This is a genomic window from Amycolatopsis sp. 2-15 (genome assembly GCF_030285625.1).
Taxonomy (GTDB): Bacteria; Actinomycetota; Actinomycetes; order Mycobacteriales; family Pseudonocardiaceae; genus Amycolatopsis; species Amycolatopsis carbonis.
The window spans coordinates 529,957-553,537 of record NZ_CP127294.1; the positions used below are offsets into that span (position 1 = coordinate 529,957).

Annotated in this window: 24 protein-coding genes; 9 read left to right on the forward strand and 15 right to left on the reverse strand. The window is 70.3% G+C overall.

Features of this window, described 5'->3' with window-relative positions:
* Positions 1–55: 55 nt before the first annotated feature.
* Together rfbD and rfbB are read right to left on the reverse strand one after the other, a co-directional pair.
* Positions 56–940 carry a dTDP-4-dehydrorhamnose reductase gene (gene rfbD / locus QRX50_RS02500; protein WP_285970376.1) on the reverse strand — a complete coding sequence of 295 codons (885 nt, stop codon included), beginning with the start codon at positions 938–940 and terminating at the stop codon, positions 56–58.
* A 42-nt stretch (positions 941–982) separates the two neighbouring features.
* Complete coding sequence (rfbB, locus tag QRX50_RS02505; protein ID WP_285970377.1) at positions 983–1,975, reverse strand: dTDP-glucose 4,6-dehydratase; 993 nt, start codon at positions 1,973–1,975, stop codon at positions 983–985.
* Between the two features lie 138 nt (positions 1,976–2,113).
* On the opposite strand from rfbB, the gene QRX50_RS02510 reads away from it, so the two are divergent.
* The 3 genes from QRX50_RS02510 to QRX50_RS02520 all read left to right on the forward strand — a co-directional run bounded on the left by QRX50_RS02510 (position 2,114) and on the right by QRX50_RS02520 (position 5,775).
* Positions 2,114–3,643 carry an LCP family protein gene (locus tag QRX50_RS02510; protein WP_285970378.1) on the forward strand — a complete coding sequence of 510 codons (1,530 nt, stop codon included), beginning with the start codon at positions 2,114–2,116 and terminating at the stop codon, positions 3,641–3,643.
* A gap of 64 nt (positions 3,644–3,707) precedes the next feature.
* On the forward strand, positions 3,708–5,051 hold the full coding sequence (locus QRX50_RS02515) for an LCP family protein (RefSeq protein WP_434533229.1): 1,344 nt from the start codon (positions 3,708–3,710) through the stop codon (positions 5,049–5,051).
* 22 nt (positions 5,052–5,073) lie between these two features.
* The gene (locus tag QRX50_RS02520; RefSeq protein WP_285970379.1) at positions 5,074–5,775 is read left to right on the forward strand and encodes a TIGR03089 family protein; all 702 of its coding nucleotides are present in this window, start codon (positions 5,074–5,076) and stop codon (positions 5,773–5,775) included.
* Between the two features lie 59 nt (positions 5,776–5,834).
* Here the strand turns inward: QRX50_RS02520 and QRX50_RS02525 are convergent, their stop codons facing one another.
* Complete coding sequence (locus QRX50_RS02525) at positions 5,835–6,275, reverse strand: DoxX family protein (protein WP_285970380.1); 441 nt, start codon at positions 6,273–6,275, stop codon at positions 5,835–5,837.
* Positions 6,276–6,527: 252 nt separating this feature from the next.
* On the opposite strand from QRX50_RS02525, the gene QRX50_RS02530 reads away from it, so the two are divergent.
* Positions 6,528–8,384, forward strand: a complete 1,857-nt coding sequence (locus tag QRX50_RS02530) for an elongation factor G (RefSeq protein ID WP_285970381.1) — start codon at positions 6,528–6,530, stop codon at positions 8,382–8,384.
* Positions 8,385–8,387: 3 nt separating this feature from the next.
* Here QRX50_RS02530 and QRX50_RS02535 read toward each other — a convergent pair whose 3' ends face one another.
* Together QRX50_RS02535 and QRX50_RS02540 are read right to left on the reverse strand one after the other, a co-directional pair.
* Positions 8,388–9,227 carry a DUF1206 domain-containing protein gene (locus QRX50_RS02535; RefSeq protein ID WP_434533230.1) on the reverse strand — a complete coding sequence of 280 codons (840 nt, stop codon included), beginning with the start codon at positions 9,225–9,227 and terminating at the stop codon, positions 8,388–8,390.
* A gap of 115 nt (positions 9,228–9,342) precedes the next feature.
* Positions 9,343–9,768, reverse strand: a complete 426-nt coding sequence (locus QRX50_RS02540; protein WP_285970382.1) for a hypothetical protein — start codon at positions 9,766–9,768, stop codon at positions 9,343–9,345.
* 100 nt (positions 9,769–9,868) lie between these two features.
* Here QRX50_RS02540 and QRX50_RS02545 point away from each other — a divergent pair, with 100 nt between their 5' ends.
* On the forward strand, positions 9,869–10,360 hold the full coding sequence (locus QRX50_RS02545; RefSeq protein WP_285970383.1) for a GNAT family N-acetyltransferase: 492 nt from the start codon (positions 9,869–9,871) through the stop codon (positions 10,358–10,360).
* Here QRX50_RS02545 and QRX50_RS02550 read toward each other — a convergent pair.
* The 3 genes from QRX50_RS02550 to QRX50_RS02560 all read right to left on the reverse strand — a co-directional run bounded on the left by QRX50_RS02550 (position 10,353) and on the right by QRX50_RS02560 (position 13,070).
* Positions 10,353–11,228: an esterase/lipase family protein gene (locus QRX50_RS02550; protein WP_285970384.1), complete on the reverse strand. Its 876-nt coding sequence runs from the start codon at positions 11,226–11,228 to the stop codon at positions 10,353–10,355. The genes QRX50_RS02545 and QRX50_RS02550 overlap by 8 nt on opposite strands.
* A 145-nt stretch (positions 11,229–11,373) precedes the next feature.
* A complete protein-coding gene (locus QRX50_RS02555) occupies positions 11,374–12,162 on the reverse strand; it encodes an alpha/beta fold hydrolase (RefSeq protein ID WP_285970385.1) in 789 nt (262 codons plus the stop codon).
* Positions 12,163–12,287: 125 nt separating this feature from the next.
* Complete coding sequence (locus tag QRX50_RS02560; protein WP_285970386.1) at positions 12,288–13,070, reverse strand: alpha/beta fold hydrolase; 783 nt, start codon at positions 13,068–13,070, stop codon at positions 12,288–12,290.
* Positions 13,071–13,153: 83 nt separating this feature from the next.
* Here QRX50_RS02560 and QRX50_RS02565 point away from each other — a divergent pair, with 83 nt between their 5' ends.
* On the forward strand, positions 13,154–13,699 hold the full coding sequence (locus QRX50_RS02565; protein ID WP_285970387.1) for a QsdR family transcriptional regulator: 546 nt from the start codon (positions 13,154–13,156) through the stop codon (positions 13,697–13,699).
* Positions 13,700–13,768: 69 nt separating this feature from the next.
* On the opposite strand, the gene QRX50_RS02570 is transcribed toward QRX50_RS02565, so the two are convergent.
* The gene (locus QRX50_RS02570; protein ID WP_285970388.1) at positions 13,769–14,785 is read right to left on the reverse strand and encodes an aldo/keto reductase; all 1,017 of its coding nucleotides are present in this window, start codon (positions 14,783–14,785) and stop codon (positions 13,769–13,771) included.
* Positions 14,786–14,889: 104 nt separating this feature from the next.
* Between QRX50_RS02570 and QRX50_RS02575 the strand changes: the two genes are divergently transcribed.
* Positions 14,890–15,732, forward strand: coding sequence for a helix-turn-helix domain-containing protein (locus QRX50_RS02575; RefSeq protein ID WP_285970389.1), 843 nt, complete (start codon positions 14,890–14,892; stop codon positions 15,730–15,732).
* On the opposite strand, the gene QRX50_RS02580 is transcribed toward QRX50_RS02575, so the two are convergent.
* Positions 15,729–16,418, reverse strand: coding sequence for a tetratricopeptide repeat protein (locus tag QRX50_RS02580; RefSeq protein WP_285970390.1), 690 nt, complete (start codon positions 16,416–16,418; stop codon positions 15,729–15,731). The genes QRX50_RS02575 and QRX50_RS02580 overlap by 4 nt on opposite strands.
* Positions 16,419–16,549: 131 nt before the next feature.
* Positions 16,550–16,861: a hypothetical protein gene (locus QRX50_RS02585; RefSeq protein WP_285970391.1), complete on the reverse strand. Its 312-nt coding sequence runs from the start codon at positions 16,859–16,861 to the stop codon at positions 16,550–16,552.
* 132 nt (positions 16,862–16,993) lie between these two features.
* Here QRX50_RS02585 and QRX50_RS02590 point away from each other — a divergent pair, with 132 nt between their 5' ends.
* Positions 16,994–17,668 (forward strand): helix-turn-helix domain-containing protein, encoded by a 675-nt coding sequence (locus tag QRX50_RS02590; protein WP_285970392.1) that lies wholly within the window; start codon positions 16,994–16,996, stop codon positions 17,666–17,668.
* A gap of 47 nt (positions 17,669–17,715) precedes the next feature.
* On the opposite strand, the gene QRX50_RS02595 is transcribed toward QRX50_RS02590, so the two are convergent.
* Positions 17,716–18,873 carry an acyl-CoA dehydrogenase family protein gene (locus tag QRX50_RS02595; protein ID WP_434533231.1) on the reverse strand — a complete coding sequence of 386 codons (1,158 nt, stop codon included), beginning with the start codon at positions 18,871–18,873 and terminating at the stop codon, positions 17,716–17,718.
* Positions 18,874–18,988: 115 nt separating this feature from the next.
* On the opposite strand from QRX50_RS02595, the gene QRX50_RS02600 reads away from it, so the two are divergent.
* Positions 18,989–20,653 (forward strand): class I adenylate-forming enzyme family protein, encoded by a 1,665-nt coding sequence (locus QRX50_RS02600; protein ID WP_285970394.1) that lies wholly within the window; start codon positions 18,989–18,991, stop codon positions 20,651–20,653.
* Position 20,654: 1 nt separating this feature from the next.
* Here the strand turns inward: QRX50_RS02600 and purE are convergent, their stop codons facing one another.
* From purE to QRX50_RS02615, 3 genes are read right to left on the reverse strand one after another with little or no spacing between them, the layout of a single operon-like run.
* Positions 20,655–21,152: a 5-(carboxyamino)imidazole ribonucleotide mutase gene (gene purE / locus QRX50_RS02605; RefSeq protein ID WP_285970395.1), complete on the reverse strand. Its 498-nt coding sequence runs from the start codon at positions 21,150–21,152 to the stop codon at positions 20,655–20,657.
* A gap of 20 nt (positions 21,153–21,172) precedes the next feature.
* Positions 21,173–22,357 (reverse strand): 5-(carboxyamino)imidazole ribonucleotide synthase, encoded by a 1,185-nt coding sequence (locus QRX50_RS02610; protein ID WP_285970396.1) that lies wholly within the window; start codon positions 22,355–22,357, stop codon positions 21,173–21,175.
* Positions 22,358–22,407: 50 nt separating this feature from the next.
* Complete coding sequence (locus QRX50_RS02615; RefSeq protein WP_285970397.1) at positions 22,408–23,550, reverse strand: flavin-containing monooxygenase; 1,143 nt, start codon at positions 23,548–23,550, stop codon at positions 22,408–22,410.
* Positions 23,551–23,581: the final 31 nt, after the last annotated feature.

Below are 23,581 nucleotides of genomic sequence, written 5' to 3' on the forward strand. Positions count from 1 at the left end.
TCGTGAGGGCGCACGCGGCGCGTACAAGGACACGGAGGTGTGCGCCCCTCCCGAGTCAGCTCCGGAAGTACGCGGCCAGCGCCTCACGCCACGGCCGCAACGGCGTCAACCCCGCCTCGCGCCACGATGCGTTGGACAGCACCGAATACGCGGGCCGCGGCGCCGGCCGAGGGAACTCTTCGGTCGTGCACGGCCGCACCCGCTCGGGATCCGCGCCGATCTCCTCGAAGATCGCCCGAGCGAAGCCGTTCCACGTCACCTCGCCCTCGCCGGTGCAGTGCAGCACCCGCGACGACGGACCCTCGCCGGCCGCGATCCGCCCGGCCAGCTCCACCAGCCCAGCGGCCAGGTCCGCGGACCACGTCGGCGACCCGACCTGGTCGTCCACCACGGTCAGCTGGTCCTTCTCGCCCTCGAGCCGCTGGATCGTCTTGACGAAGTTGGCCCCGCTCTTGCCGTAGACCCAGCTCGTGCGCACCACCCAGGCCGAAGCGCCGGACCCGAGCACCGCGTCCTCGCCGGCGGCCTTGGTCCGCCCGTACGCGCTCTTCGGCCCCAGCTCGTCCGTGACCTCGTACGGCCGCGAAGCGTCGCCTGGGAACACGTAGTCCGTGGACACGTGCACCAGCGGCACCCGCCGCGACGAGCACACGGCGGCGAGCACCCGCGGCCCGTCGGCGTTCACCCCGAACGCGCGGACCTCGTCCTGCTCGGCCGCGTCGACCGCCGTGTAGGCCGCCGCGTTCACGACCACCGGCGCCGCACCCGCGGCGGCGGCGCGGGAAACCAGCGCGTCGAGCGCCGCGACCACCTCGCCCGCCGAGCGAAGATCCAGCTCCGCCGAAGCCGGCGCGACCACCTCCACCTCGGGACCCGCGAGCGCTGCCAGGTCGCGGCCGAGCTGGCCGGAACCGCCGGGGACGAGCAGAGCGAGCCGCACCGTCTTACCTCCACACGAAAAGCTTCACCAGCACGAAAATGTTCAGGACGTGCCGAGCGCGGCGCGGCCCTTCAGCGGCTCCCACCACGCGCGGTTGTCGGCGTACCAGCGCACCGTACCCGCAAGACCGTCCTCGAAGGACACCCGCGGAGCGTAACCGAGCTCGGAGCTGATCTTGGTGATGTCGACGCTGTAGCGCCGGTCGTGGCCCTTGCGGTCCGCCACGGGCTCCACCCGCTCCCAGCCGACGCCCACCGCGTCGAGCAGCCGCCCGGTCAGCTCGCGGTTGGTGAGCTCCGTGCCGCCGCCGATGTTGTAGATCTCGCCGGCGCGCCCGCCGTCGGCGACGAGCTGGATGCCGTGGCAGTGGTCGTCCACGTGGAGCCAGTCGCGCACGTTCAGGCCGTCGCCGTAGAGGGGCACTTTCAGCCCGTCGAGGAGGTTGGTGGTGAAGAGCGGGATGACCTTTTCAGGGAACTGGTACGGGCCGTAGTTGTTCGAGCACCGTGTGACGCACACGGGCAGCCCGTGGGTACGGAAGAAGGAGCGCGCGATCAGGTCCGAGGACGCCTTCGACGCGGAGTACGGCGAATTCGGCTCCAGCACGTGGTCTTCCGACCACGAACCGTCCGCGATGGACCCGTAGACCTCGTCGGTGGACACGTGCACGAACTTGCCGACGCCCGCCTCCAGCGCGGCCTGCAGCAGTGTCTGGGTGCCCAGCACGTTCGTGAGCACGAAGTCGGCCGAGCCCAGGATCGAACGGTCCACATGCGACTCCGCCGCGAAGTGCACCACCAGGTCGACGCCGCGCATCAGGTCCGAGACCAGGGGGGCGTCGCAGATGTCGCCGCGGACGAACCGCAGGCGGGGGCTGTCGGCGACCGGGTCGAGGTTCGCCTCGTTGCCGGCGTAGGTGAGCTTGTCCAGCACCACGACCTCGGCGTCACGCAGCGTCGGGTAGGCACCCGAAACCACCTGCCGGACGTAGTGCGATCCGATGAACCCCGCACCGCCCGTGACCAGGACTCGCATCTTCTCCACCCTTCGTGCCCGCTTCTCGTGCCCGACCGGGCAATCCGACCACCAGACTACGGATGACTCACACGAGACTCGGTAGAGTCTGCCGAAGGCACTCCGGTGCCCACGGGGGCATGGGCGGGGGAGGAACGCGTGACCGAGTGGCCTGGGTCGACGCTGCCGTCGCAGCGGATACCGGCAGCGCGCGGCCGCGGCGTGCTCGTGGGGCTGCGCCGCGGTGGCAAGGTCGTGCTCTCGATCCTCTCGATCGTGATCCTGGCCCTGACCTGGTACGGCTGGCAGTTCATCGGCGACCCGCAGACCGGGTTCACGACCACGCAGATCTTCGACCAGCCCGAGGCGCACGCCAAACCGCTCGACGGCGCCATCGACATCCTCCTCGTGGGCCAGGACAGCCGCACCGACGCGCAGGGCAACCCGCTGCCGCGCGAGGTGCTCGACATGCTCCACGCCGGCATCGCAGACGGTGAAAAGCAGACCGACACGATGATCCTGGTGCACATCCCCCAGAACGGTGAGCACGCGGTCGCCATCTCGTTCCCGCGCGACTCTTGGGTGGAGATCACCGGCGGCTTCGGCAAGCACAAGCTCAACAGCGCGTATGTGTACGCCTACAACGACACGTTCAAGACGCTGCAGAACCAGGGTGACACCGACCTCAAGGACGTCGACCAGAAGTCCAAGGTGGCCGGTCGCAAGAACCTCGTGGCCACGCTGGAGAAGTTCATCGGCAAGCCGGGCATGATCGACCGCTACGCCGAGGTGAACCTCGCGAGCTTCTACGAGATCACGAAGGCCATCGACGGCGTCGACGTCTGCCTGAAGGCGCCGGTGAAGGAGAAGAAGTCCGGCGTGGACCTGCCGGCGGGCCGCCAGAGCATCTCGGGCGTGCAGGCGCTCGCGTTCGTGCGCCAGCGTTACGGCCTGCCCAACGGCGACCTCGACCGCATCGCGCGCCAGCAGGCGTTCCTCTCGGGGCTGGCCAACAAGGTCCTCTCCGGAGACGTGCTGACCAACCCCGGCAAGATCGCCCAGCTCGTGGCGGCGGTGAAGAAGTCCGTGGTGCTTTCCGAGGGCTGGGACCTCACCGAGTTCGCGGAGCAGATGCGCGGCCTGACGGGCGGCAACGTCGAGTTCCACACCATCCCCACGCAGGGCAACGCGGTGATCGGCGGCGCCGACGTGCTGCGCGTCGACCCGGCCCAGGTGCAGGCGGAGGTCGACCGGCTCACCTCCGACGGCAAGCCCGACACCCCCACCTCGACGCCCGCCACGCTGCCCGGCGCCGGCGCCGTGACGGTCGAGCTGTTCGACGGCAGCGGCGCCGACGTCGCCACGCAGACCCGCACCCTGTTGCAGGGCAAGGGCTTCCAGCTCACCGGCGACACGAAGCTGTCCACCCGGGCGAGCACGGTGATCCGCTACAACCCGGCCGACGACGCCGCGCTCGCGCTGGTCCGCCAGGCCCTCGGCGCCGACCTCGAGGCCGAGCCCGACTCCGACGTCACCGCCGGGCACGTCCGCGTGCTGCTGGGCAAAGACCGTCGCGGTGCGGGCGCCGGGTCGGGTTCGACGGTCACGACCACCCCGACGAAGCCGAGCGCGCCGGCCGTGCCACCCGCTCCGCCGATTACGGCCGGCGGAGTGCCCTGCGTCAACTAGAGTCGGGCACTCAGCGTGGCGGCCGGGGGCGGCCTCTAGGCTGGGCGATGGGGAGGTACGTGGGGTGGACGAGAACGAGGACAAGCCGGACCGGGCCGAGGGCGCGGAGCCGGCAGTGCCGTCGTCGGACGAGGCTGTCGAGGCGGCCGCGGATGATGAGACGCCGGATTCGGACACGGATAGTGACGAATCCGCGGAGTCCTCCGAGTGGAAGCCGTCGCCTTACCCCCGGTTGGACCTGCCGCAGCCGACGGTGCGGACCCCGCGTGTCCGTCCGGGCCGCGCCGGCCGGATCACCCGGCGGATCGCGCTCGGGCTCGTCTCGGTGCTGGCGCTGGGCGCCACTGGCTACGCGTACGTGACGAAAGACCAGCTGCAGAGCAACGTCCCCACCACCGACGTCCTCACCCCCCGCGTGGGTGAACCGCCGGCCCCGCCCGCCGACGACGGCGCCACCGACATCCTGCTCGTCGGCAGCGACGCGCGCACCGACGCGCAGGGCAACCCGCTGCCGCCGAGCATGCTGAAGAACCTGCGTACCGAGGAGAAGGCGGGCATCAACACCGACACGATCATCCTGCTGCGCTTCCCGAAGGACGGCAGCAAGCCGTCGGGCGTCTCGATCCCGCGCGACAGCTGGGTCGACATCCCGGGCCGCGGCCAGGCGAAGATCAACTCGGCGTACGGGGTGGCGAAGGCCAAGTTCGCCGACGCCGAGCGGGCCGAAGGCGAGCGCGACCAGGCGAAGATCGAGCGCGACTCCGACGGGGAGGGCCGGCGCGTACTGGTCCAGACCGTGCAGGATCTCACGCAGATCCGCGTGGACCACTACGCCGAGGTCAACCTGCTTGGCTTCTACCTGCTCACCGAGGCCCTCGGCGGTGTGAAGGTCTGCCTGAACCACTCGACGTCGGACAAGGACTCGGGCGCGGACTTCCGCCGCGGCGTGCAGACGGTGTCGGGCGGCCAGGCGCTGTCGTTCGTGCGCCAGCGCAAGAACCTGCCCCACGGCGACCTCGACCGGATCGTGCGGCAGCAGGCGTTCCTGTCCTCGGCGCTGCACCAGGTGCTGTCGGCGGGCACACTGACCAGCCCGTCGACGATGAGCAGCCTCATGGACGCCGTGCACCGCTCGATCACGCTCGACGACGGCCTCGACGTGCTCGACTTCGCGCAGCAGGTGAAGGGCGTGGCGTCGGGCGACCTGAACTTCACGACCGTGCCGGTGATCACGGCCAACGGCCGCAGCGCCGACGGGCAGAGCATCGTCGAGATCGACCCGGCGGCGGTGCGCAAGTTCGTGGCCGGCCTGGTCGGGCGCGCGCCGATGGGCGGCGGCGGGGCCGCGGCGGGCGCGCCCGCGCCGCAGCTGCAGTCGGGCCTCCCCGGCGTGCCCTGCGTCGACTGAGGTCCCGGCTAGCCTGGACGGCATGAGTCTCACCGAACAGCTGCTGCGCCCCCTGCTGGCATCGCCCGCGAAACCGCTGATCACGCACTACGACGACCAGCTCGGCAGCCGAGTCGAGCTGTCGGTGGCGACCACGCTGAACTGGGCCGCGAAGACGGCCAACTGGCTCGTCGACGAGTTCGACGTCGAGCCGGGCGACGAGGTCGCCGTGCAGCTACCCGCCCACTGGCAGACAGCCGGCATCCTGCTCGGCGCCTGGTGGTGCGGCGCCCGCGTCGTCCCCGCCTCCGCCGGCGCGCGCGTGGTGTTCATCGGCCCGGACGCTTCCGTCGACGCCCCGGCCGTCGCCGTGGTCTCCCTCGACCCGATGGGCCGCGGCCTGTCCACTCCCCCGCCGGGCGGCGCCCTCGACTACCTCACCGAGGCGCGGATGTCGGGCGACCAGTTCACGCCACTGTCCCCCATCCCTGGCGACACTCCGGCACTCGAATCGTCCACTGTGGACGAAATTCTCACGGAAGCCCGTGCGCGCGCCGAAAAGCTCGGCCTGAGCGCCGCCGACCGCGCCCTGTCGACCCTGGACTGGACCATCCCCGACGGCGTCCTGGACGGCTTCCTCGTGCCCCTGGCCGCGAGCGCCCACCTCGTCCAGATCACCCACGCGGACCCGGCGAAGCTCGACCGCAAACGCGAGGCCGAACGCACCACCACCGACCTCGGCTGACGTCCGTGCCGGGCACCTTCGGAAGATCCCCGCAGGTGCCCGGCACGGAAACGCTGGGCTCAGACGGTTTCCAGCTCGCCCACCTGCGCCGCGCGGGCGGCGCGCTTGCGCCAGAACAGGACGTGGTCCAGTGACAGCCGCCCGCCGTTGAAGCCGAGGGCGAGGGCGGCCAGGCCGAGCACCAGGACGAGCTCGTAGCCGCCCGTGCCGGTGAGACCGTTGAGGGCGTGGACGGAGAGCAGCGCGCCCGCCATGTCGACGACGTAGCCGACCGCGATCAGCGGCAGCAGGAAGCCGGCGACGAACGCGATCGAGCCGAGCACCTCCAGGATGATCACGAAGACCGCCGCGATCGTGGGCAGCGGCACGCCCACCTGGCCGAAGAAGTCCGCGGTGGCGCCGACCCCGCTGCCCCACTTGTGCAGGCCGTGGGCGAAGAACACCACGGCCACGCCGATGCGGCCGAGCAGCAGTGCGACGTCCTTGACTCGAGCGAACATTGAATACTCCCGATCGGTGATCTTCCCACTGTCCCGGCCCACAGTAGGTCGGGCCGCACCACCGAACCCCGCTTCGGCGAGTGATCGACAGGAAACCGACAGGCACCGAAAAATACTCGCTGTACGCGCCCGTCACCGAGCGGTATCCTGCCGACCGCCCTGTTCGAGACGGTGAGGAGACCCCGATGCGCCGACAGTCCGACCGACCCCAGTTCGGCCTGTCCATCGCATCGATGAGGACCTCACCCGCCCATGACCCCGCAACTCAAGACACTCACGCTTGGCATCCTCGCGCACGTCGACGCCGGTAAAACCAGCCTGACCGAGCGCCTGCTCTTCGAGACCGGCGTGATCGGCCACCTCGGCAGCGTCGACTCCGGCGACACCCAGACCGACTCCCTGGAGCTCGAACGCCGCCGCGGCATCACGATCAAGTCGGCGGTGGTCGCCATGACCACGGGCGAACACCGGCTCACGCTCGTGGACACCCCCGGCCACTCCGACTTCATCGCGGAGGTCGAACGCGCCCTCGGTGTGCTCGACGGCGCCGTGCTCGTGGTGTCCGCAGTGGAGGGTGTGCAGGCGCAGACCCGCGTGCTCATGCGGACCCTCACGCACCTCGGCATCCCCGTGCTCGTGTTCGTGAACAAGATCGACCGGATGGGCGCGCAGGAAACGGCCTTGCTCGACGCGCTGCGCACCAGGCTTTCCCCGCGTTGCATCGCGCTCGACACGGTGACCGGGCTCGGGACGCCGCAGGCGAAACCCGTGCCGCTGCCACCCGGCGAACAACTGGCCGAAGCTGTGGCGGACGACGACGAGTTCCTCGCGTCCTATGTGGAGGGACGCGAACCGGACTACCACGCGGCCCTGGCCCGCCAGGTCGCGCGCGGAGCCGTGCACCCGGTGGTTTTCGGCTCGGCGATCACGGGTTCGGGCGTGGCCGCGCTCGTCTCGCGCGTCCGGGAGCTGTTCCCGGCCAGGCAACGCACCGAGACCGGGGAGCTGGCCGCCACCGTGTTCAAGATCGAACGCGGCCGCGCCGGGGAGAAGATCGCGTACGTCCGCGTGCGGTCGGGCTCACTCAGCCCGCGCAAGCCGTTTCCCTTCCACCGCCGCGAAACCGACGGTACGGTCACCGAGCTGACCGGCCGAGCGTCCGCCGTGCGCGTCTACGAACACGGCGCCACCCCGGTCGACGGCCCGGCGTGCGCCGGCGACGTCGCCCGCGTGTGGGGCCTCAAGGACGTGCGGATCGGCGACCACCTGGGCATTCCGGACGGCACGGCCGCACCTGGGTTCTTCGCCCCGCCCAGCCTGGAGACGGTGGTGCGGCCCGTCGACCCGGACGACGCCGTGGCCCTGTACTCGGCACTGGAACGACTGTCCGAACAGGACCCGTTCATCAGCGTCCGCCGCCACGAGCACGAGGTCTCCGTGCGGCTCTACGGCGAGGTCCAGAAGGAGGTGATCCGTTCGACGCTGGCTGAGGACTTCGGGCTGGCCGCGAAGTTCGAGGAGTCGCGCATCCTGCTCGTCGAGCGCCCGTGCGGTACCGGCCGCGCGATCCGCCACCGCACGCCCGAGGAACGTGTGTACTTCTGGGCCGTGGTCGGCCTGCGGGTCGAGCCCGGCCCGCCCGCGTCCGGCGTTGTGTACCGGCTGGAAGTGGAGCTGGGCGCGCTGCCGCTGGCGTTCCACAAAGCAATCGAGGACACGGTGCACGAGCAGCTGCGCCAGCGTCCGGTCATCGACTGCGTGGTGACCCTGACCGAAGCCGCGTTCTTCCCGCCGCTCACCACGGCCGGCGACTTCCGCGGCATGACCTCCCTCGCGCTCACCGAAGCCCTGCGGCGAGCCGGCACCCGCGTGCACGAACCCGTGCACAGCTTCGAAGTCGAGGCCCCGGCCGGCGCGGTGAGCGGCGTGCTCCGCAAGCTCGTGGAGCTGCGCGCGGTGCCCGGCGAGCCGACGGTCACCGCCGCCGGCTGCACCGTCACCGGCACGATCCCGGCCGCGTCCGTGCAGGAGTTCGGGCAGGCGTTGCCCGCGCTTTCGCAGGGTGAGGGGGTGTTCTTCAGTGAGTTCGCCGAATACCGGCCCCGCTGAGCGTCACCGCTTGTGCGCCCACGCGGCCCCGAAGCAGTACGCACCGAAGGCCGCGAGTCCCAATGCGACGATCGTGAGCAGCACCGTGCCGAACGGCTGCCCGGCCAACGTCCGCAGCGCCGCGTCGAGACCACCGGCCTCACGCGCGTCGGAACGCAGGCCGGCGTACCCGAGGAGCGCGGCCACCAGGGCGAACACCACGCCTTTCGCCAGGTAACCGCCCGTGCCGAGGCGGGCCACCCAGCGCCGGGTGGCCCGCGGCAGCTGGATGGTGTCGAGGTCTTCGAGGAACGAGCGCCGCACGCCCTTCACTCCGGACGCGACGGCCACCGCGACCACGCAGCACGCCGCGACCACGACGAGCGCGGGCCCGGCGGGCAGCGCGAGGAGCTTCGCCGTGGCCTCCTGCTGGTTCTGGTTGCCCGCAGACGAACCGGCGCCGGCGGCGATCCGGATCGCGCTGTATCCCAGCGCGAACACCACGATCGCGCGCCCACCCGAACCGAGGCGCTTGCGCACCCGTTTGCCGCCGGACACCCACTCGTACCCGGTCGCGGCCATGAGCACCTGCCACAACCCGAACGCGATCAGCCCGATCGAGAGCACCCACAGCACTGCCGTGCCGAACGCGTTCGAGCCGATCTCCTGCAGCGCGCCGGTCTGGTCCGCGGGTTCACCACTGCCACCGCCGAAGGCGATGCGCAGCGCGAGATACGCGACGATCAAGTGCACCAAGCCGTAACAAGCCATTCCGGCGCGGCCGAGCGTTTGCGTGGCCTTGCTGCGGCGCGGGTTTTCGACGTGGGATCTCGCCGCGGGCGCGGCGGACTGGGGAGCGGTCATCGGGCACCTCCGTTGCCGGAGGCTTACCCGCCCGCGCCGATGGTTATCCGCCTGGACGGGCACGGGCCCGGCGATTGGGCCGTTCGGCGCAACCGCGGGACTGTCGCGTGTGGACTCAGGCCGGGCCGCGGCGCGCGGAATCAAGCGCGGCCCAGCCACCGTGGGTGGCCAGGAGCGTCAGCACTTGTTCGGCGTGCGCGGCGAAGCGCTGCAAGTCTTCGTGGAGCTTGGGCGCGCGGTCGGAGTCCAGTGGCGCGAAGTCGTCCCACCACAGGCCGATCACGGCGCTCGCGCACAACGCCAGAGCCTGGATGACGTGCACGAACTCCTCCGACGGGTCGGCGGAGGTCTCGCGGTACACGGTCTCGATGTCGTCGCACGCGTCGAGCAGTTCGCGCAGCTGTTTGACCGCGTCGGCGGGTGTGCCATCCCACTCGGCCGTGGGCCAGGCGCGGTCGCTCAGCTCGAGCCACAAGCGCCAGCCGGCGACCAGCTCGGCGTCGTCGCTCGGCTTCCAGGTGTCAGGGACCGGCCAGAACATGTCGACGACTGTGACACTCTGCCGCGGGCCTGCACAACCGGAATGGCACAACGGGACGAAAAGAGTTCGCGTTTGTACCTACTTCTGGAATCCTCGTTACGTGCTGATCCGCGACGCGATGGGCGACGACTGGCCCGCCATCTGGCCGTTCCTGCACGACATCGTCGCCGCCGGCGAGACCTACGCTCTGCCTCGTGACCTGGGCGAACAGGCCGCGCGCGACCACTGGCTGCCGGCCCCACCCTGGCATACGACAGTAATTGTTAACAATTTTGGTGACATTCTCGGCTCGGCGAAGATGGGTCCGAACCGCGAAGGGCCGGGCTCGCACATCGCGACCGCGAGCTTCATGGTGGCGCCCGCTTCCGCCGGGCAAGGCGCCGGCCGCGCGCTCGGCACGGACATGCTGGAGTGGGCGCGCGCCGAGGGCTACCGCGGGGTGCAGTTCAACGCCGTGGTCGAGACCAACACCCGCGCGGTCGCCCTGTGGAAGTCACTCGGCTTCACCGTGATCGGCACGGTGCCCGAAGCCTTCCACCACCCGGCGCGGGGGTACGTCGGGCTGCACGTGATGTACCAGTCGCTCAGCTGATCACCGGGGGCACGAACACGCACTTCGGGGTCTGTGCGTGCGCCGGGTCGAGCGCGTTGAGCACCTCGCGCTCGGCGATCGGGTCGTACGGGATCCCCAGGTGATCGGTGAAGTCCGCCGGGCAGACGTCCTGCAGCACGATGTTCTTCACGTTCGGCGCCGCCTCGAGGAACGCGTTGGTGTAGGGCGTGACCACGTCGTCGTACTTGGTCTGGATCACGGTGTAGTCGATGTCGGGCACGGTGTCGCCGCCGGCGTTGAGGTCGGTCAGGAAGGCCGAGCCGGCGGACTGCTCGTTGCACGACGCGCACGCGAGGCCCACGAGGTCACGCACCGGCGGGATGGCCTGCAGCGTGGTGAGCAGCCCGAACAGGCTCGTGCCGTAGTTCGACGGCGAGAGGCCGATGAGCTTGCCGATCTTCGAGGCGCCGCCGAGGTACTTGATCCAGTAGCGCGGGTTCATCCCGCCCTGCGAGTGCCCGACGATGTCCAGCTTCGCCGCGCCCGTGGCCGCGAGGACCTTGTCACCGAACGCCGCGAGCTGTGCGGCCGTGCCCGCGACCGGGCCGACGGTCTGCAGGAAACTGCCCGGCGAGCCGCCGAAGTTGCCCGCGAACACGCAGTAGCCGTGGTCGGCGAGCACCTTCGAGAGGTTGGCCCAGTTCTCGTAGGCGTTGGCCGTGGTGCCGTTCGACAGCAGCACCGGGTTGGGGTGTTCGGCCGACGGTTCGCAGTTCCAGTCGTTGGCGCCGGGTGGCGCGATGGTCGGCTGCACCACGGAGTACAGCGCGGCCGAGATGATGTTCGGCTGGACCGGACCGGTCGGCTCCTTCACCGCCGCGTCCGCGGTGCCGGTACTCAGGGCCACTGCTCCCAGTGCCGCCACGAGAACCATTGCCCGACGCCCGAACGCGCGCACACCCATCCGCTCCGCCTCTCCGTGAACCGATGGTGACCCCAGTCACCTGATCAGTTAACGGGTTGAGAGAGGAACGGAAACTCCTCCAAGTGGGTTACTTACCCGCAGCGTGGGCTTCGAGGAACTTCTTCAGGTGCGGCTGCACGTCCGACGCGTGGGTGAGGCTGAGGAAATGCGCACCGCTCACGACCGTGACCAGCGGTTCGGCGTTGGGCAGCGCGGCCACGAGCGACTCGGCGCGGGCCATCGGGTACTCGTTGTCTCCACTGCCGTGCAGCACGAGCGCCGGCACCTGGATCTCGCCCGCACGTTCGAGCACGCTGTCGCGGCTGACGAGCGTCTCCATGATCCGCTGGAACTTCTCCCCCGGGAGCTTGAGCCACTTCGTCTTCCACGCCGACGCTTCGTAGTCGCCCAGGCAGAAGGTGGCGATGCCGTCGACCAGCGGCTCCGGCCCGGCTTCCAGCCAGGCGGCGATCAGGTGCCGGTAGACGGTGGCGGTGCCTTCGGCTTCCCGTTCGGCGGACGTGCCGAGCACGGCCAGCGCGGTCACGCGCTCGGGGGCGAGCAACGCCATGCGCAGGGCGATGAACCCGCCTTGGCTGGTGCCGATCACGGCGGCGCGCTCGATGCCGAGGTGGTCCAGCACGCCGAACGCGTCGCGGGCGACGTCCCAGTAGTCGAAGTCGTCGTCGGCCGGGGTGCCGCCGTGGCCGCGTTCGTCGATCGCGATGAGCCGGTAGTCCGCGCCGAAGGACTCGACCTGTGGCTCCCACATGTCGATGTCCATCATGAAGCTGTGCAGCAGCAGGACAGCGGGGCCGTCGCCGCCGTAGTCGACGAAGTGGACCTGCTGCCCACCGTTGACGGTCACCGTAGCCATCCGACACCTCCGCGTTGGGGATCAGCATGGCACATGTCTCACATGTGCCCGGATCGGGCAAGAGGCGGGGAAATCCTCACCCGAATGCCCGGTCTCTGCCGCGGTTTTCGCCGGTTCGGCGCGGGTCAGTGCGCGGCGAGGAAACCCTTGAGGTGCGGGTTGACGTCGGCGGCGTGGGTGAGGCTGAGGAAGTGCGCGCCGTCCGCGATCGTGACCAGCGGTTTCGCGTTCGGGAGACCGGCGACGAGTTCTTCGGCCTTCTCGACGGGGTAGGCGCGGTCGGCCGTGCCGTGCAGCACGAGCACCGGGGTCTGGATCTCGCCGAGGCGGTCGACGAGGCTGTCGCGGCCGGCGAGGACGCCGATGAGCAGGCGGGCGTGCTCACCCTGGTAGTGCTCACGCCACTTCGCCTTCCACGCCGTGGCGTCGAAGGTGTCGCCGAAGCAGATGGCGGCGACGCCGTCGATCACGCCGTCGGGGCCGTCCTGCGCCCACACGTCGCCGAGCTGCCGGTAGACGGCCGCGACCTCGTCGGGCTCGGCGGCGGCCGACGTGCCGAGCACGGCCAGCGCGGTCACGCGCTCGGGGGCAAGCAACGCCATGCGCAGGCCGACGAACCCGCCCTGGCTGGTGCCGATCACGGCGGCGCGGTCGAAGCCGAGGTGGTCGAGCACCGCGAGCGCGTCGCGGGCGACGTCCCAGTAGTCGAAGGGCCCGTCCGCCGGGGTCTCGCCGTGGCCGCGCTCGTCGATCGCGATCAGGCGGTGGTCGCCGCGGAAGGCCTCGACCTGCGGGAGCCACATGTCGACGTCCATCAGGAAGCTGTGCAGCAGGACGACGGCCGGGCCGTCGCCACCGTGGTCGACGTAGTGGACTTGTTGCCCACCGTTCACGGTCACCGTGGCCACACCGCACCTCCGCATTGAGACAGACAGACGTTTTGTCTCACGTTCAGGGTGTTTTGGCAAGCGGACTCGGCCATACTGCGCGGATGGCCGGCCCACCCTCCACCGACGACGTCGTCCGCGCGGCGACCGATGCGTACCTGCGCGGCCGGACGATCGACATGTCGGCACTCGCGACCGAGCTCGGCTTGAGCCGCGCGACGCTGTACCGCCGAGTCGGCAACCACGAACAGCTGCTCGGGCGCGTGCTCGCCGACAGCACCGAACGGACCTACCTCGCGATCGAGGCCGCCGTGACCGGTCCCCCGGGCCTCGCCCGGACGCTGGCGGTGGTCGAGCGGTTCATGCGCACCGTCGTCACGCTCGCGCCGCTGAAGGACCTCGCCCGGCGTGACCCCGCGCTGTTCGCGAAGGTGATCATGTCGCCCGGCGAGGTCGAGTCCCGGGCGGCGCGGCTGTTCACCGAACTGCTCGACCGCAACGGCCTGCACTTCGACGCCCCGACGGCGGCCGTCGCGCAGGCCGTGATCCGCATCGGCGACTCGTTCATGTACTCCCAGCTCCTCGGCGGCGAACCACGGCTCGACGACGCCGTGCAGGTCATCGGGCTGCTCCTCGCCACCGCGAAGTGACCCAACGCGGCTCGGTGGTTCAACGCCGGCGCAGGCACTTCGCGAAGTGACTCGCCACGCCCCGGTGGTTCACCGCCGCCGCAGGCGCTTGTCGAGGATCGCCGGCGTGGGGTTGATGTAGAAGTCGCCCGAGTGCACGTCGACCCCCGGCGGCCCGATCTCGTCGATGCGGTCGAGCACGTCTCCGCTCAGCTCCAGGTCGGCGCCGGCCAGCAGGTCGGTGAGGTGCTCGGGCCGGCGCGGGCCGATCAGCACGGACGTGACCGCCGGGTGCGCGCGCACGAACGCGATCGCCAGGTGCGGCACGGAGATCCCCGTGTCGGCGGCGAGCTCGGTCAGCTCCGCGACGGCGTCGGCCTTCGCCTGCACGCCCGGCCGCGAGAGGTCGAACATCTGCGCGCCGCGGCCGGCGTTGCGATGCCCGGCGGTCGGGTCGGCGCGGCCGGAGAGCCAGCCGGAGTTGAGCGGACCGAAGGTGAGCACACCCATGCCGTAGCGCTGCGCGGTCGGCAGCACGCGCTGCTCGATGCCACGCGTGAGGATCGAGTACGGCGGCTGCTCGGTGCGGAACCGGTGGTGGCCGCGGCGTTCGGCCGTCCACTGCGCTTCCACGGTCTCCTCCGGCGAGAAGAACGAGCTGCCGATCGCCCGCACCTTGCCCTCGCGCACGAGGTCCGACAGCGCGCCGAGCGTCTCGTCGATGTCAGTGTCCGGGTCGGGGCGGTGCATTTGGTACAGGTCCAGGTAGTCGGTGCCGAGGCGGCGCAGGCTGTTCTCCAGCGCCCGTTTGACCCAGCGCGGTGAGCCGCCGCGCTGGTTCGGGTCCTCGCCCATGGGGAGGCCGAACTTGGTCGCCAGCACCACACTGTCGCGCCGCCCCGCGAGCGCCTTGCCGACGATCTCCTCCGACTCCCCGGTCGAGTAGACGTCGGCCGTGTCCAGGAAGTTGATGCCGGCGTCGATCGCCGCGTGGATCATGCGGACCGACTCGCCGTGGTCGGTGTTGCCCATGGCGCCGAACATCATCGTGCCGAGCGCGTATTCGCTCACGGAGATGCCGGTGCCGCCGAGAATGCGTCGTTTCATGGTTCCCACGCAACCACCGTTCGCCCCCGAGCGGAGAGGACTCCCTCCACCGGGGGTCCAGCAGACCCCCTCTCGGGGCGGCGATCGGCCCTACGCTGGACTGCATGAGCGAGCAACTCCGGGACTTCCTGCGCTCGCGGCGAGCGAAGATCACCCCGGCCGACGCGGGCCTCACCCCGCACCCCGGCCCCCGGCGCGTGCCCGGCCTCCGCCGCGAGGAGGTCGCGCAGCTCGCGGGCGTGAGCGTGGACTATTACGTCCGCCTCGAACGCGGCCGCAACCTCAACGTCTCCGAGTCCGTCCTCGACGCCATCTCCCGAGCCCTGCAGCTCAACGACCTCGAGCGCACCCACCTCTTCACCCTCGCCAAGCCCACGCGCTCACGGCCGCGGCCCCTGCCGCCCCAACGCGTGCGCCCGGGCCTGCAGCTCGTGCTCGACAGCCTCCACCACGTGCCGGCCATCGTCCTCGGCCGCCGCATGGACGTGCTCGCCGCCAACCGCCTCGCCTGCGCCCTCTACGCCGACTTCGACGCCCTCCCTCCTCGCTCCCGCAACATGGCCCGGCTCATCTTCCTCGACGACACCGTCCGCGGCCTCTACACCGACTGGGAAGGCGCCGCCCGCGGCGTCGTCGCCACCCTCCACCTGTACGCGGGCCGCTACCCCCACGACCCCGCCCTCGCGGAGCTCATCGGCGAACTCTCCCTGCGCGACCAGGACTTCCGCCGCTGGTGGGCCGACCACGACGTCTTCGAACGCACCCACGGCGTCAAGCAGTATCACCACCCGCTCGTCGGCGAGCTGACCCTCGGCTACGAAGCCATGACCCCCGTCGACGACCCCGAGCAGACCCTCGGCATCACGACCGTCGAGCCGGGCTCCCCTTCCGAGGAACGCCTGCACCTCCTGGCAAGCTGGACGTCACCGGCCACAGTGGATGGTTAGCCCTCCCTCGCGAACTCGGCCTCGAACCCCTCCTCTCCCAGCGTGGCGACCAGACGCGCTCGCAACGCCTCCCGCACCTCGGCGTCATCGGGATCGAGCACCTGACCCCGCTCCCGCAACGCCCTGTCCGCCTCCGCCAGCAACCGGACGGCCCCCGCGGTGTCTCCGTCCCTCTCCGCCAGCACAGCGCTCGCGAGCACGCCGTACGGCACGAGGTCACCAACGCTGTGGTCCCTCGCGTACCGCCGAACTCCCTCGAACAACTCCCGGGCCCGCCCGACGTCGCCGGACTCCAGCTCGACGTACCCGAGATTCAGCTGCTCCCAGACCACGAGATCGACCGGCCCCGCCTCCTGCCGCAACTCGATGCTCCGGCCGAACAACGCCCTCGCTTCCGTCAGGTCGCCCCTCATCCGCGCCACCGCCGCCAGCACATGCACCGGCCCCCGCTCCAGCGCCGAGTCACCGCCACGGCGCGCAACCTCGAGCGCCGTTACGGCCAGCTCCCGGCACCCGGCCAAGTCCCCACCGCGCACGGCGACCCTGGCCAGCATGCACAGCGCATCGACCTCGCCGGCGGCGTCACCCGCGGCCTTCGCCCGCCCGAGCTCCGCGCGACTCAGCCACTCGACAGCGTCGGTCTCACCTCGCCGAAACGCAGCGAACGCCTCTTCCGCGAACGCCATCCCACTCCTTTCCGGCCCAGCGCCGAACCCACCGGAGACCACCCGGCGGTCACAGCTCGGCCCTTACCTCGGCATCCCTCACCTCGATTCTTCTGCCTCCACCGGGAACCTCCACTCGAAGGAGCGCACAGTCACGCCGCTCCCCGCAACGGCACCTCGATCAACTCCGCCGCAGCAACCAGCTGCGCGGCAAGCTCGCGCGCCCCGGCCCCGTCGACCTCGACATCGGCCCAGCAGTCTCGGTTTTCCACGTGCACCAGCACCGTCTGCCGCTCGGTGGCCTCGGTCCGCCAGGCCGTCGCCGAGATGATCGGCGGCTCGGCTCCGTCGGACACCACCCCGTACACATCCGGCGCACCCGCGTCGCACGCATGCCGCTCCTCGTCCTGGTACCGGCACCACTCCGCATGCCGATAAGGCCCCGATACGACCGAGCCGCCCATCCCCCACCGACCACGTCTTCGGCATCACCACTCCTCATCCAGTGCTCCTCGTGCAGCACAGTGCTCCATCAGCACCACTGTCACCCAGAGTGCCTCAAGCGGCGCTGCGCGTCAAGCACTACACTGCTCCTCGTGCAGGATCACCCGGAACCACCGCGCGAAGCGCCCGGCGACGCCATCGGCGCCCAAGCCGAGCGCACCTTCGCGCTCAACATGCGCGCGCTGCGAGAAGAACTGGGCGTGTCCCAGGCCGGGCTCGCGAAAAAGCTGGAACGAGTAGGAATCCAACTCGACAGCACAGCCATCACCCGCATCGAAAAACACGCCGACGGCACCACCGGCCGGACAATTCGCCTCGGTGAAGCCGTCGCCATCGCGAAGGTCCTCGACACTTCGCTCGCGAACATGGTCCTACCCGCGCGGTCGAGCCTGTTCGAACAATTGGGCCACGCAGCGGAAGAACTGGAATCCGCGACCGACGCCGCAGACACCGCCAACCGCCACCGCGACGACGCCGAGGAAAAAGTCCGCACCCTGCAAAGCCGCTTCGTCGAACGCGAAGTCCCCAGCCTGCAAGAGATCCTGCGCTACACCGCGCGTGACCTGCACCGCCTGGCCGACACCTGGAGCGAGCAGCGGGAATCGTTCAAACAACAGCGGATCAACCTGGCGAAGAACGCCGACGCGACCGACCCCGAAACCGAGTCAAGACTGCTGCAACTGGAAGAAAAAGAACTGATCTGCCTCGACGTCCTCTACCGCATCGAAGACGCCGCCAAGATCCGCGCCGGCTGGCGACGACAATGAAAAAGCCCGCGCACCCGGAAAGGTGCGCGGGCCGAAAACCGAGAACCTCAGCCCTTGAGCAGAGCCCGCGCCATCACCATGCGCTGGATCTGGTTCGTGCCTTCGTAGATCTGCGTGATCTTCGCGTCGCGCATCATGCGCTCGACCGGGAAGTCACGGGTGTAGCCGGCGCCGCCGAAGAGTTGCACAGCGTCGGTGGTCACGGACATGGCGATGTCGGACGCGTAGGTCTTCGCGGCGGACGCCATGAAACCCGCGCGCTTGTCGCCGCGCTCGGAGGCGGCGGCGGAGGCGTAGACGAGGTGGCGGGCGGCCTCGATCTTCGTACCCATGTCGGCGAGCATGAACTGCACGCCCTGGAACTCGGAGATCGACTTGCCGAACTGCTTGCGGTCCTTGACGTACGCGATCGCGGCGTCCAGCGCACCCTGCGCGATGCCCAGCGCCTGCGCGCCGATGGTCGGGCGGGTGTGGTCGAGCGTCTTCAGCGCGGTCTTCAGCCCCGTGCCCGGCTCGCCGATGATGCGCTCGGCCGGGATCGTGCAGTTCTCGAAGTAGATCTCGCGCGTCGGCGAGCCCTTGATACCGAGCTTCTTCTCCTTCGGCCCCACAGAGAAGCCCGGGTCGTCCTTGTGCACGACGAACGCGGAAATGCCGTTGGACTTCTTCTCCGCGTCCGGATCACTCACAGCCATCACCGTGTACCACGAAGATTCACCCGCGTTGGTGATCCACGCCTTGGTGCCGTTGAGCACCCAGTGATCACCGTCGAGCTTCGCCCGCGCACGCATCGACGCGGTGTCCGAGCCGGCTTCGCGCTCCGACAGCGCGTACGAGGCCATCGCCTCGCCCCGCGCGATCGACGGCAGCACGATCTTCTTCAGCTCTTCCGAGGCCGACAGGATGATCGGCTGCGTGCCCAGCTTGTTCACCGCCGGGATCAGCGACGCCGACGCGTCGACCCGCGCGACCTCCTCGATCACGATGCACGCGCCGATGGCGTCGGCACCCTGGCCGTCGTACTCCTCGCCGATGTGCACGGCGTTGAAGCCCGACTTGGTCAGCGCCTCCAGTGCCTCGGTCGGGAACCGCTCGTTCTCGTCGACCTCCGCCGCGTACGGCGCGATCTCCTTCTCGGCCAGAGCCCGGACCGCGGCCCGCAGCTCCTCGTGCTCCTCGGCAAGCTGGTACAGGCCCTCGGCCACTTCCGTCACCTTCTCTGCAGCATTGGGGAGAGTTTTGTCGATGTTAGCGCTCGTTCACGCCGGGCGTCGCCGTTCGTTCTTGTGTCCTTGACCGCACTCTTCGTAAGGTCGGGTGATGGCCATCACCGCGTCGACGCCGCCGCCCGGATTGCCCGCTTCCCTCACCTACCCCGAAGTTCCGGTGGGTTCGATACTCGCCGGCGCCGCCGCCCGCTTCGGTGATCGCACCGCGTTCGCCATGGGCGACGACAGCCTCACCTTCACCGAAACGTACGCAGGCGCGTGCAAGTTCGCCAACGCCCTGCTCGCCCGCGGCATCGGCCACGGCGACGTCGTCGCGATCCACCTGCCCAACTGCCTCGCCTACCCCGTCGCCTACTACGGCACCCTGCTCGCCGGCGCGACCTTCAGCCCGACGAACCCGCTGCTCCCGCCCGACGACCTGGCCTTCCAGCTCACCGACTGCGAGGCCGCCGCCGTGGTCACGTTCGGGCCGGTGGCGGGCACCGTCGCGGCCGTCGCGGACCGGATCCCGGCCCGGCTGACGATCGTCGTCGCGCCGAGCGCGCCGGCCTGGTCCGACGACGTCGTGGAGTTCAAGCAGTTCTTCGCCGAAGCCCCGGCCACCCGGCCCGACGTGGCCATCGACGTCCACCACGACCTCGCCCACCTCGCCTACACCGGCGGCACGACCGGCCGGTCGAAGGGCGTGGAGCTCACGCACCGCAACATCGTGGCCAACACGCTCCAAAGCGCGTGCTGGAGCAGCGGCTCCGTGCCGAAGCTGGACACGCACGGTGACGTGATCCTCGACCAGATCGGCAGCGAGGACGAGTGGGTCGGGCGCCTCGGCACCGGCGTCGCGATCAACCTGACGCCGTGGTTCCACGCGATGGGCGTGATCGCCGGCCTCAACGCCGCGCTGCTCAGCGGCTCCCAGACCGTGCTGCACGCGCGCTTCGACCCGGCCGCGTACGTCGCCGACGCCGAACGCCTGCGTGTCACCTCTCTCGGCGGCGCGCCCGCGCTGTTCGCCGCGCTGCTGGCGACGCCCGCGTTCCACACGGCCGACCTGTCGTCCGTGCGCAGCATCGGCTCCGGCGCGGCGCCGATGAACCACGAGATGATCCGCGCGCTCCACGAGCGCTTCCCCGGCGTTGTGATCGCCGAGGGCTACGGCCTGACCGAGATGACGATGGGCGCGGTGATCTCGCCGTCGTACCGCTCCGGCGTGCGCAAGGTGGGCTCCGTCGGCGGGCCGATCTTCGACACGGAGGTGAAGATCGTCGGTCTCGACGAGGATCCCTTGCCCGCCGGCGCCGAGGGCGAAGTGTGCCTGCGGGGGCCGCAGATGATGCGCGGCTACCGCAACCGGCCGGACGAAACGGCCGCGGCGCTCGTCGACGGCTGGCTGCACACGGGCGACATCGGCGTGCTCGACGCGGACGGTTATCTGTCCATTGTGGATCGCAAGAAGGACATGCTGCTGTACAAGGGGTACAACGTCTTCCCGCGTGAGCTGGAAGAGCTGCTCATCGCGATGCCGGGCGTCGCGACGGCCGCCGTGGTCGGCCGCCCGCAGGCCGACGTCGGCGAACTGCCCGTCGCGTTCGTGGTGGGGCAGCCGGATGCCGACCTCGATGCCGAGGGGCTGATCGCCGCGGTGAACGAGAAGGTGGTGCCCTACAAGCGGATCCGGGAGCTGTACTTCGTCGACGAGATCCCGGTGTCGGCGGCGGGGAAGGTGCTGAAGCGGGAGCTGCGCAAGCAGCTGCCCTGACCTACTGGCCGGCCTTCTCACGCAGTGCCGCGTCCTTCTCCAGCACCAGCGTCTCCAGGCTCGACCGGAACTCCGCCAGCTTCGACTGCAGCTGCAGGTCCGAAGCCGCCAGGATGCGCACGGCGAGGAGGCCGGCGTTGCGCGCGCCGCCGACGGAGACCGTGGCGACGGGGATGCCGGCGGGCATCTGGACGATCGACAGCAGCGAGTCGAGGCCGTCGAGGTACTTCAGCGGCACCGGGACGCCGATGACAGGCAGCACGGTGGCGGAGGCGACCATGCCGGGTAGGTGGGCGGCACCGCCGGCGCCGGCGATGATGGCGCGCAGGCCGCGGGAGGCGGCGGACGTGGCGTAGTCCAGCATGCGCTGCGGCGTGCGGTGGGCGGAGTAGACGCCGACCTCGTACTCGACGCCGAACTCCGCCAGGGCCTGCCCGGCGGCCTCCATGACGGGCCAGTCGGAGTCGCTGCCCATGATCACGCCCACCTGCGGCGCCATATGTGTTCCCTTCAGTGATCTCAGTGGATCTCGTAGCCGTCGAGCCACACGGCGTGGGACAGCCAGTGGGCCGAGAGCAGCGCGCGGTTGCGCAGGTCGTCCATGCTGTCGCCGACGAAGTTGACGTGGCCGAGCTTGCGGCCGGGGCGTTCCTGCTTGCCGTAGAGGTGGATCTTCACCTCGGGGTAGCGCGCGAACAGGTGGTGGACGCGCTCGTCCGGGCTCATCTGCGGCGGGACGTCCGCGCCGAGCACGTTGGCCATCACACACGCGGGCGCGACGAGGTCGGTGCGGCCCAGCGGGTAGTCGAGCACGCCGCGCAGGTGCTGCTCGAACTGCGACGTGCGCGCGCCGTCCATCGTCCAGTGGCCGGAGTTGTGGGGGCGCATGGCCAACTCGTTCACGAGCAGGCCCTGCTCCGTCTCGAACAGCTCCACGGCCAGCAGCCCCGTGACGTCCAGCATCGACGCGATGCGCAACGCGAGGTCCTGCGCCTCGTGCACGCGCTCCTCGGACAGGCCGGGCGCGGGAGCGAGCACCTCGGTGTTGATGCCGCCGGCCTGCACCGTCTCGACCACCGGGTACGCGGCCCCCTGGCCGAACGGCGAGCGGGCGACCAGCGCCGCCAGCTCACGCTTCATCTCGACCTTCTCCTCGACCAGCAGCGCCGTGCTCGCGTCGAGCAGCCGCGGCACCACCTCGCGCGCGTGGCGCGCCGTGTCGAGCATCCAGACACCGCGGCCGTCGTACCCGCCGCGGGCGGCCTTCAGGACGACCGGCCACCGGTGCGCCGCGCCGAAGGCGATCACGTCGTCCACAGTGGACACCTCGGCGAAGTCCGGCCCCGGCACGTCCATGCCGGCCATCATCTCGCGCATCACGAGCTTGTTCTGCGCGAACCCGAGCGCCGACGGCGCCGGCCGCACCACGACACCCTCCATCACGAGCGTCAGCAGGTGCTCACCCGGCACGTGCTCGTGGTCGAACGTGAGCACGTCGACACCCTGGGCGAACTTCCGCAGCGCCTCGAGGTCCGTGTGGTGCCCGATGACCACGTCGGACGCGACGAGTGCGGCCGAATCGTCCGCACTCGCCGACAAGACCTTCAGCGACTGACCGAGGGAGATCGCCGCCTGGTGCGTCATGCGGGCCAGCTGCCCACCGCCCACCATGCCCACCACGGGAAGACCGGTTCGTTTGTCCATAGCGCCGATCAGATTACTTGGCGAGACCTGGCCGAGCTGCGGGTACCGGCTCAGTGAGCTGCGCCACCGGCGCCCGCGCCCAGCCGCACGCGTCCGATCCGCTGCCGGACCGCCTCGGCGCGCGCGGTCAAGTGCTTCACGACGTACCCGGCATCGCGGCCGGCGCCACCGACGAGCATCGACGAGAACGCCCGCTGGAACGACAGCCCCACGAAGTACAGGCCCGGTGCCGTGGTCGCCACACCGCGCTCCTCGCGCGGCCAGCCGGACTCGTCCGTGACGGGCGGGTCGATCCAGGAGAAGTCCTGGCGGAACCCGGTGCACCACACGACGTTGGCGACGTCGAGCGCCCGGCCGTCGGCGAGGACGGGCGCACCGGCGCGGACGCCGGTCGTGCGGTCGGCGACGTGCTCGACGCCCTCGCGGGTCAGGTCGGCGCGCTTGATCCGGATGAGCGGCCCGCCGTGCACCCGGATCTCGGCCCGCATCATCCGGCCCCACGGCATCCGCATGGTCAGGATGTGTTTGGCCACGAAGAACAGCACCGGGAAGAGGACGCGCGCCGGGCGCCGGTTGATGTCGAACGGGAGCTCGCCGCGGATCGGCCCGCTGAGCACCACTGGATGACCCGCCCGAGCGGCCTCGAAGGCGATGTCGCCGCCCGAGTGCGACGCGCCGACGACCAGCACCGGCCCCGGCTTCAGCTGCTCCGGGTTGCGGTACTCGCTGGAGTGCAACTGCCGGATCCCGGCGTCGAGCCGGCCGGCGAACTCGGGGACGCGCGGCGCGCGGCCGAAGGTGCCCGTCGCGACCACCACGTTGTCGCAGGTGAAGGTCGTGGTCCCCGTGGTCACCTCGAAACCGGCCCCGTCGCGCGACACCCGCGCCACGCGCTGCCCACCCCGCACGGGCAGCGCGAACCTGCGCGCGTAGGTCTCGAGGTAGTCGGCCATCTCGTCCTTGGTCGCGTAGTGCATCGGCGGGCCCGGGTACGCCATCCCGGGCAGCCCGGCCGCCAGGGCCGGGGTGAACAACCGCAGCGTGTCCCAGTGGCAGCGCCAGTTGTCCCCGATCCGGCCGTTGCCGTCGAGGATCACGAAGTCGCGGCCGCGCCGCGCGAGGTGGTATCCCGCCGACAGCCCCGCCTGTCCGGCCCCGATGACCACGGTCTCGGTGTGCTCGTGCTCGTTCATCAGCCGTACCTCCTGACCAGCACGTTAGGAG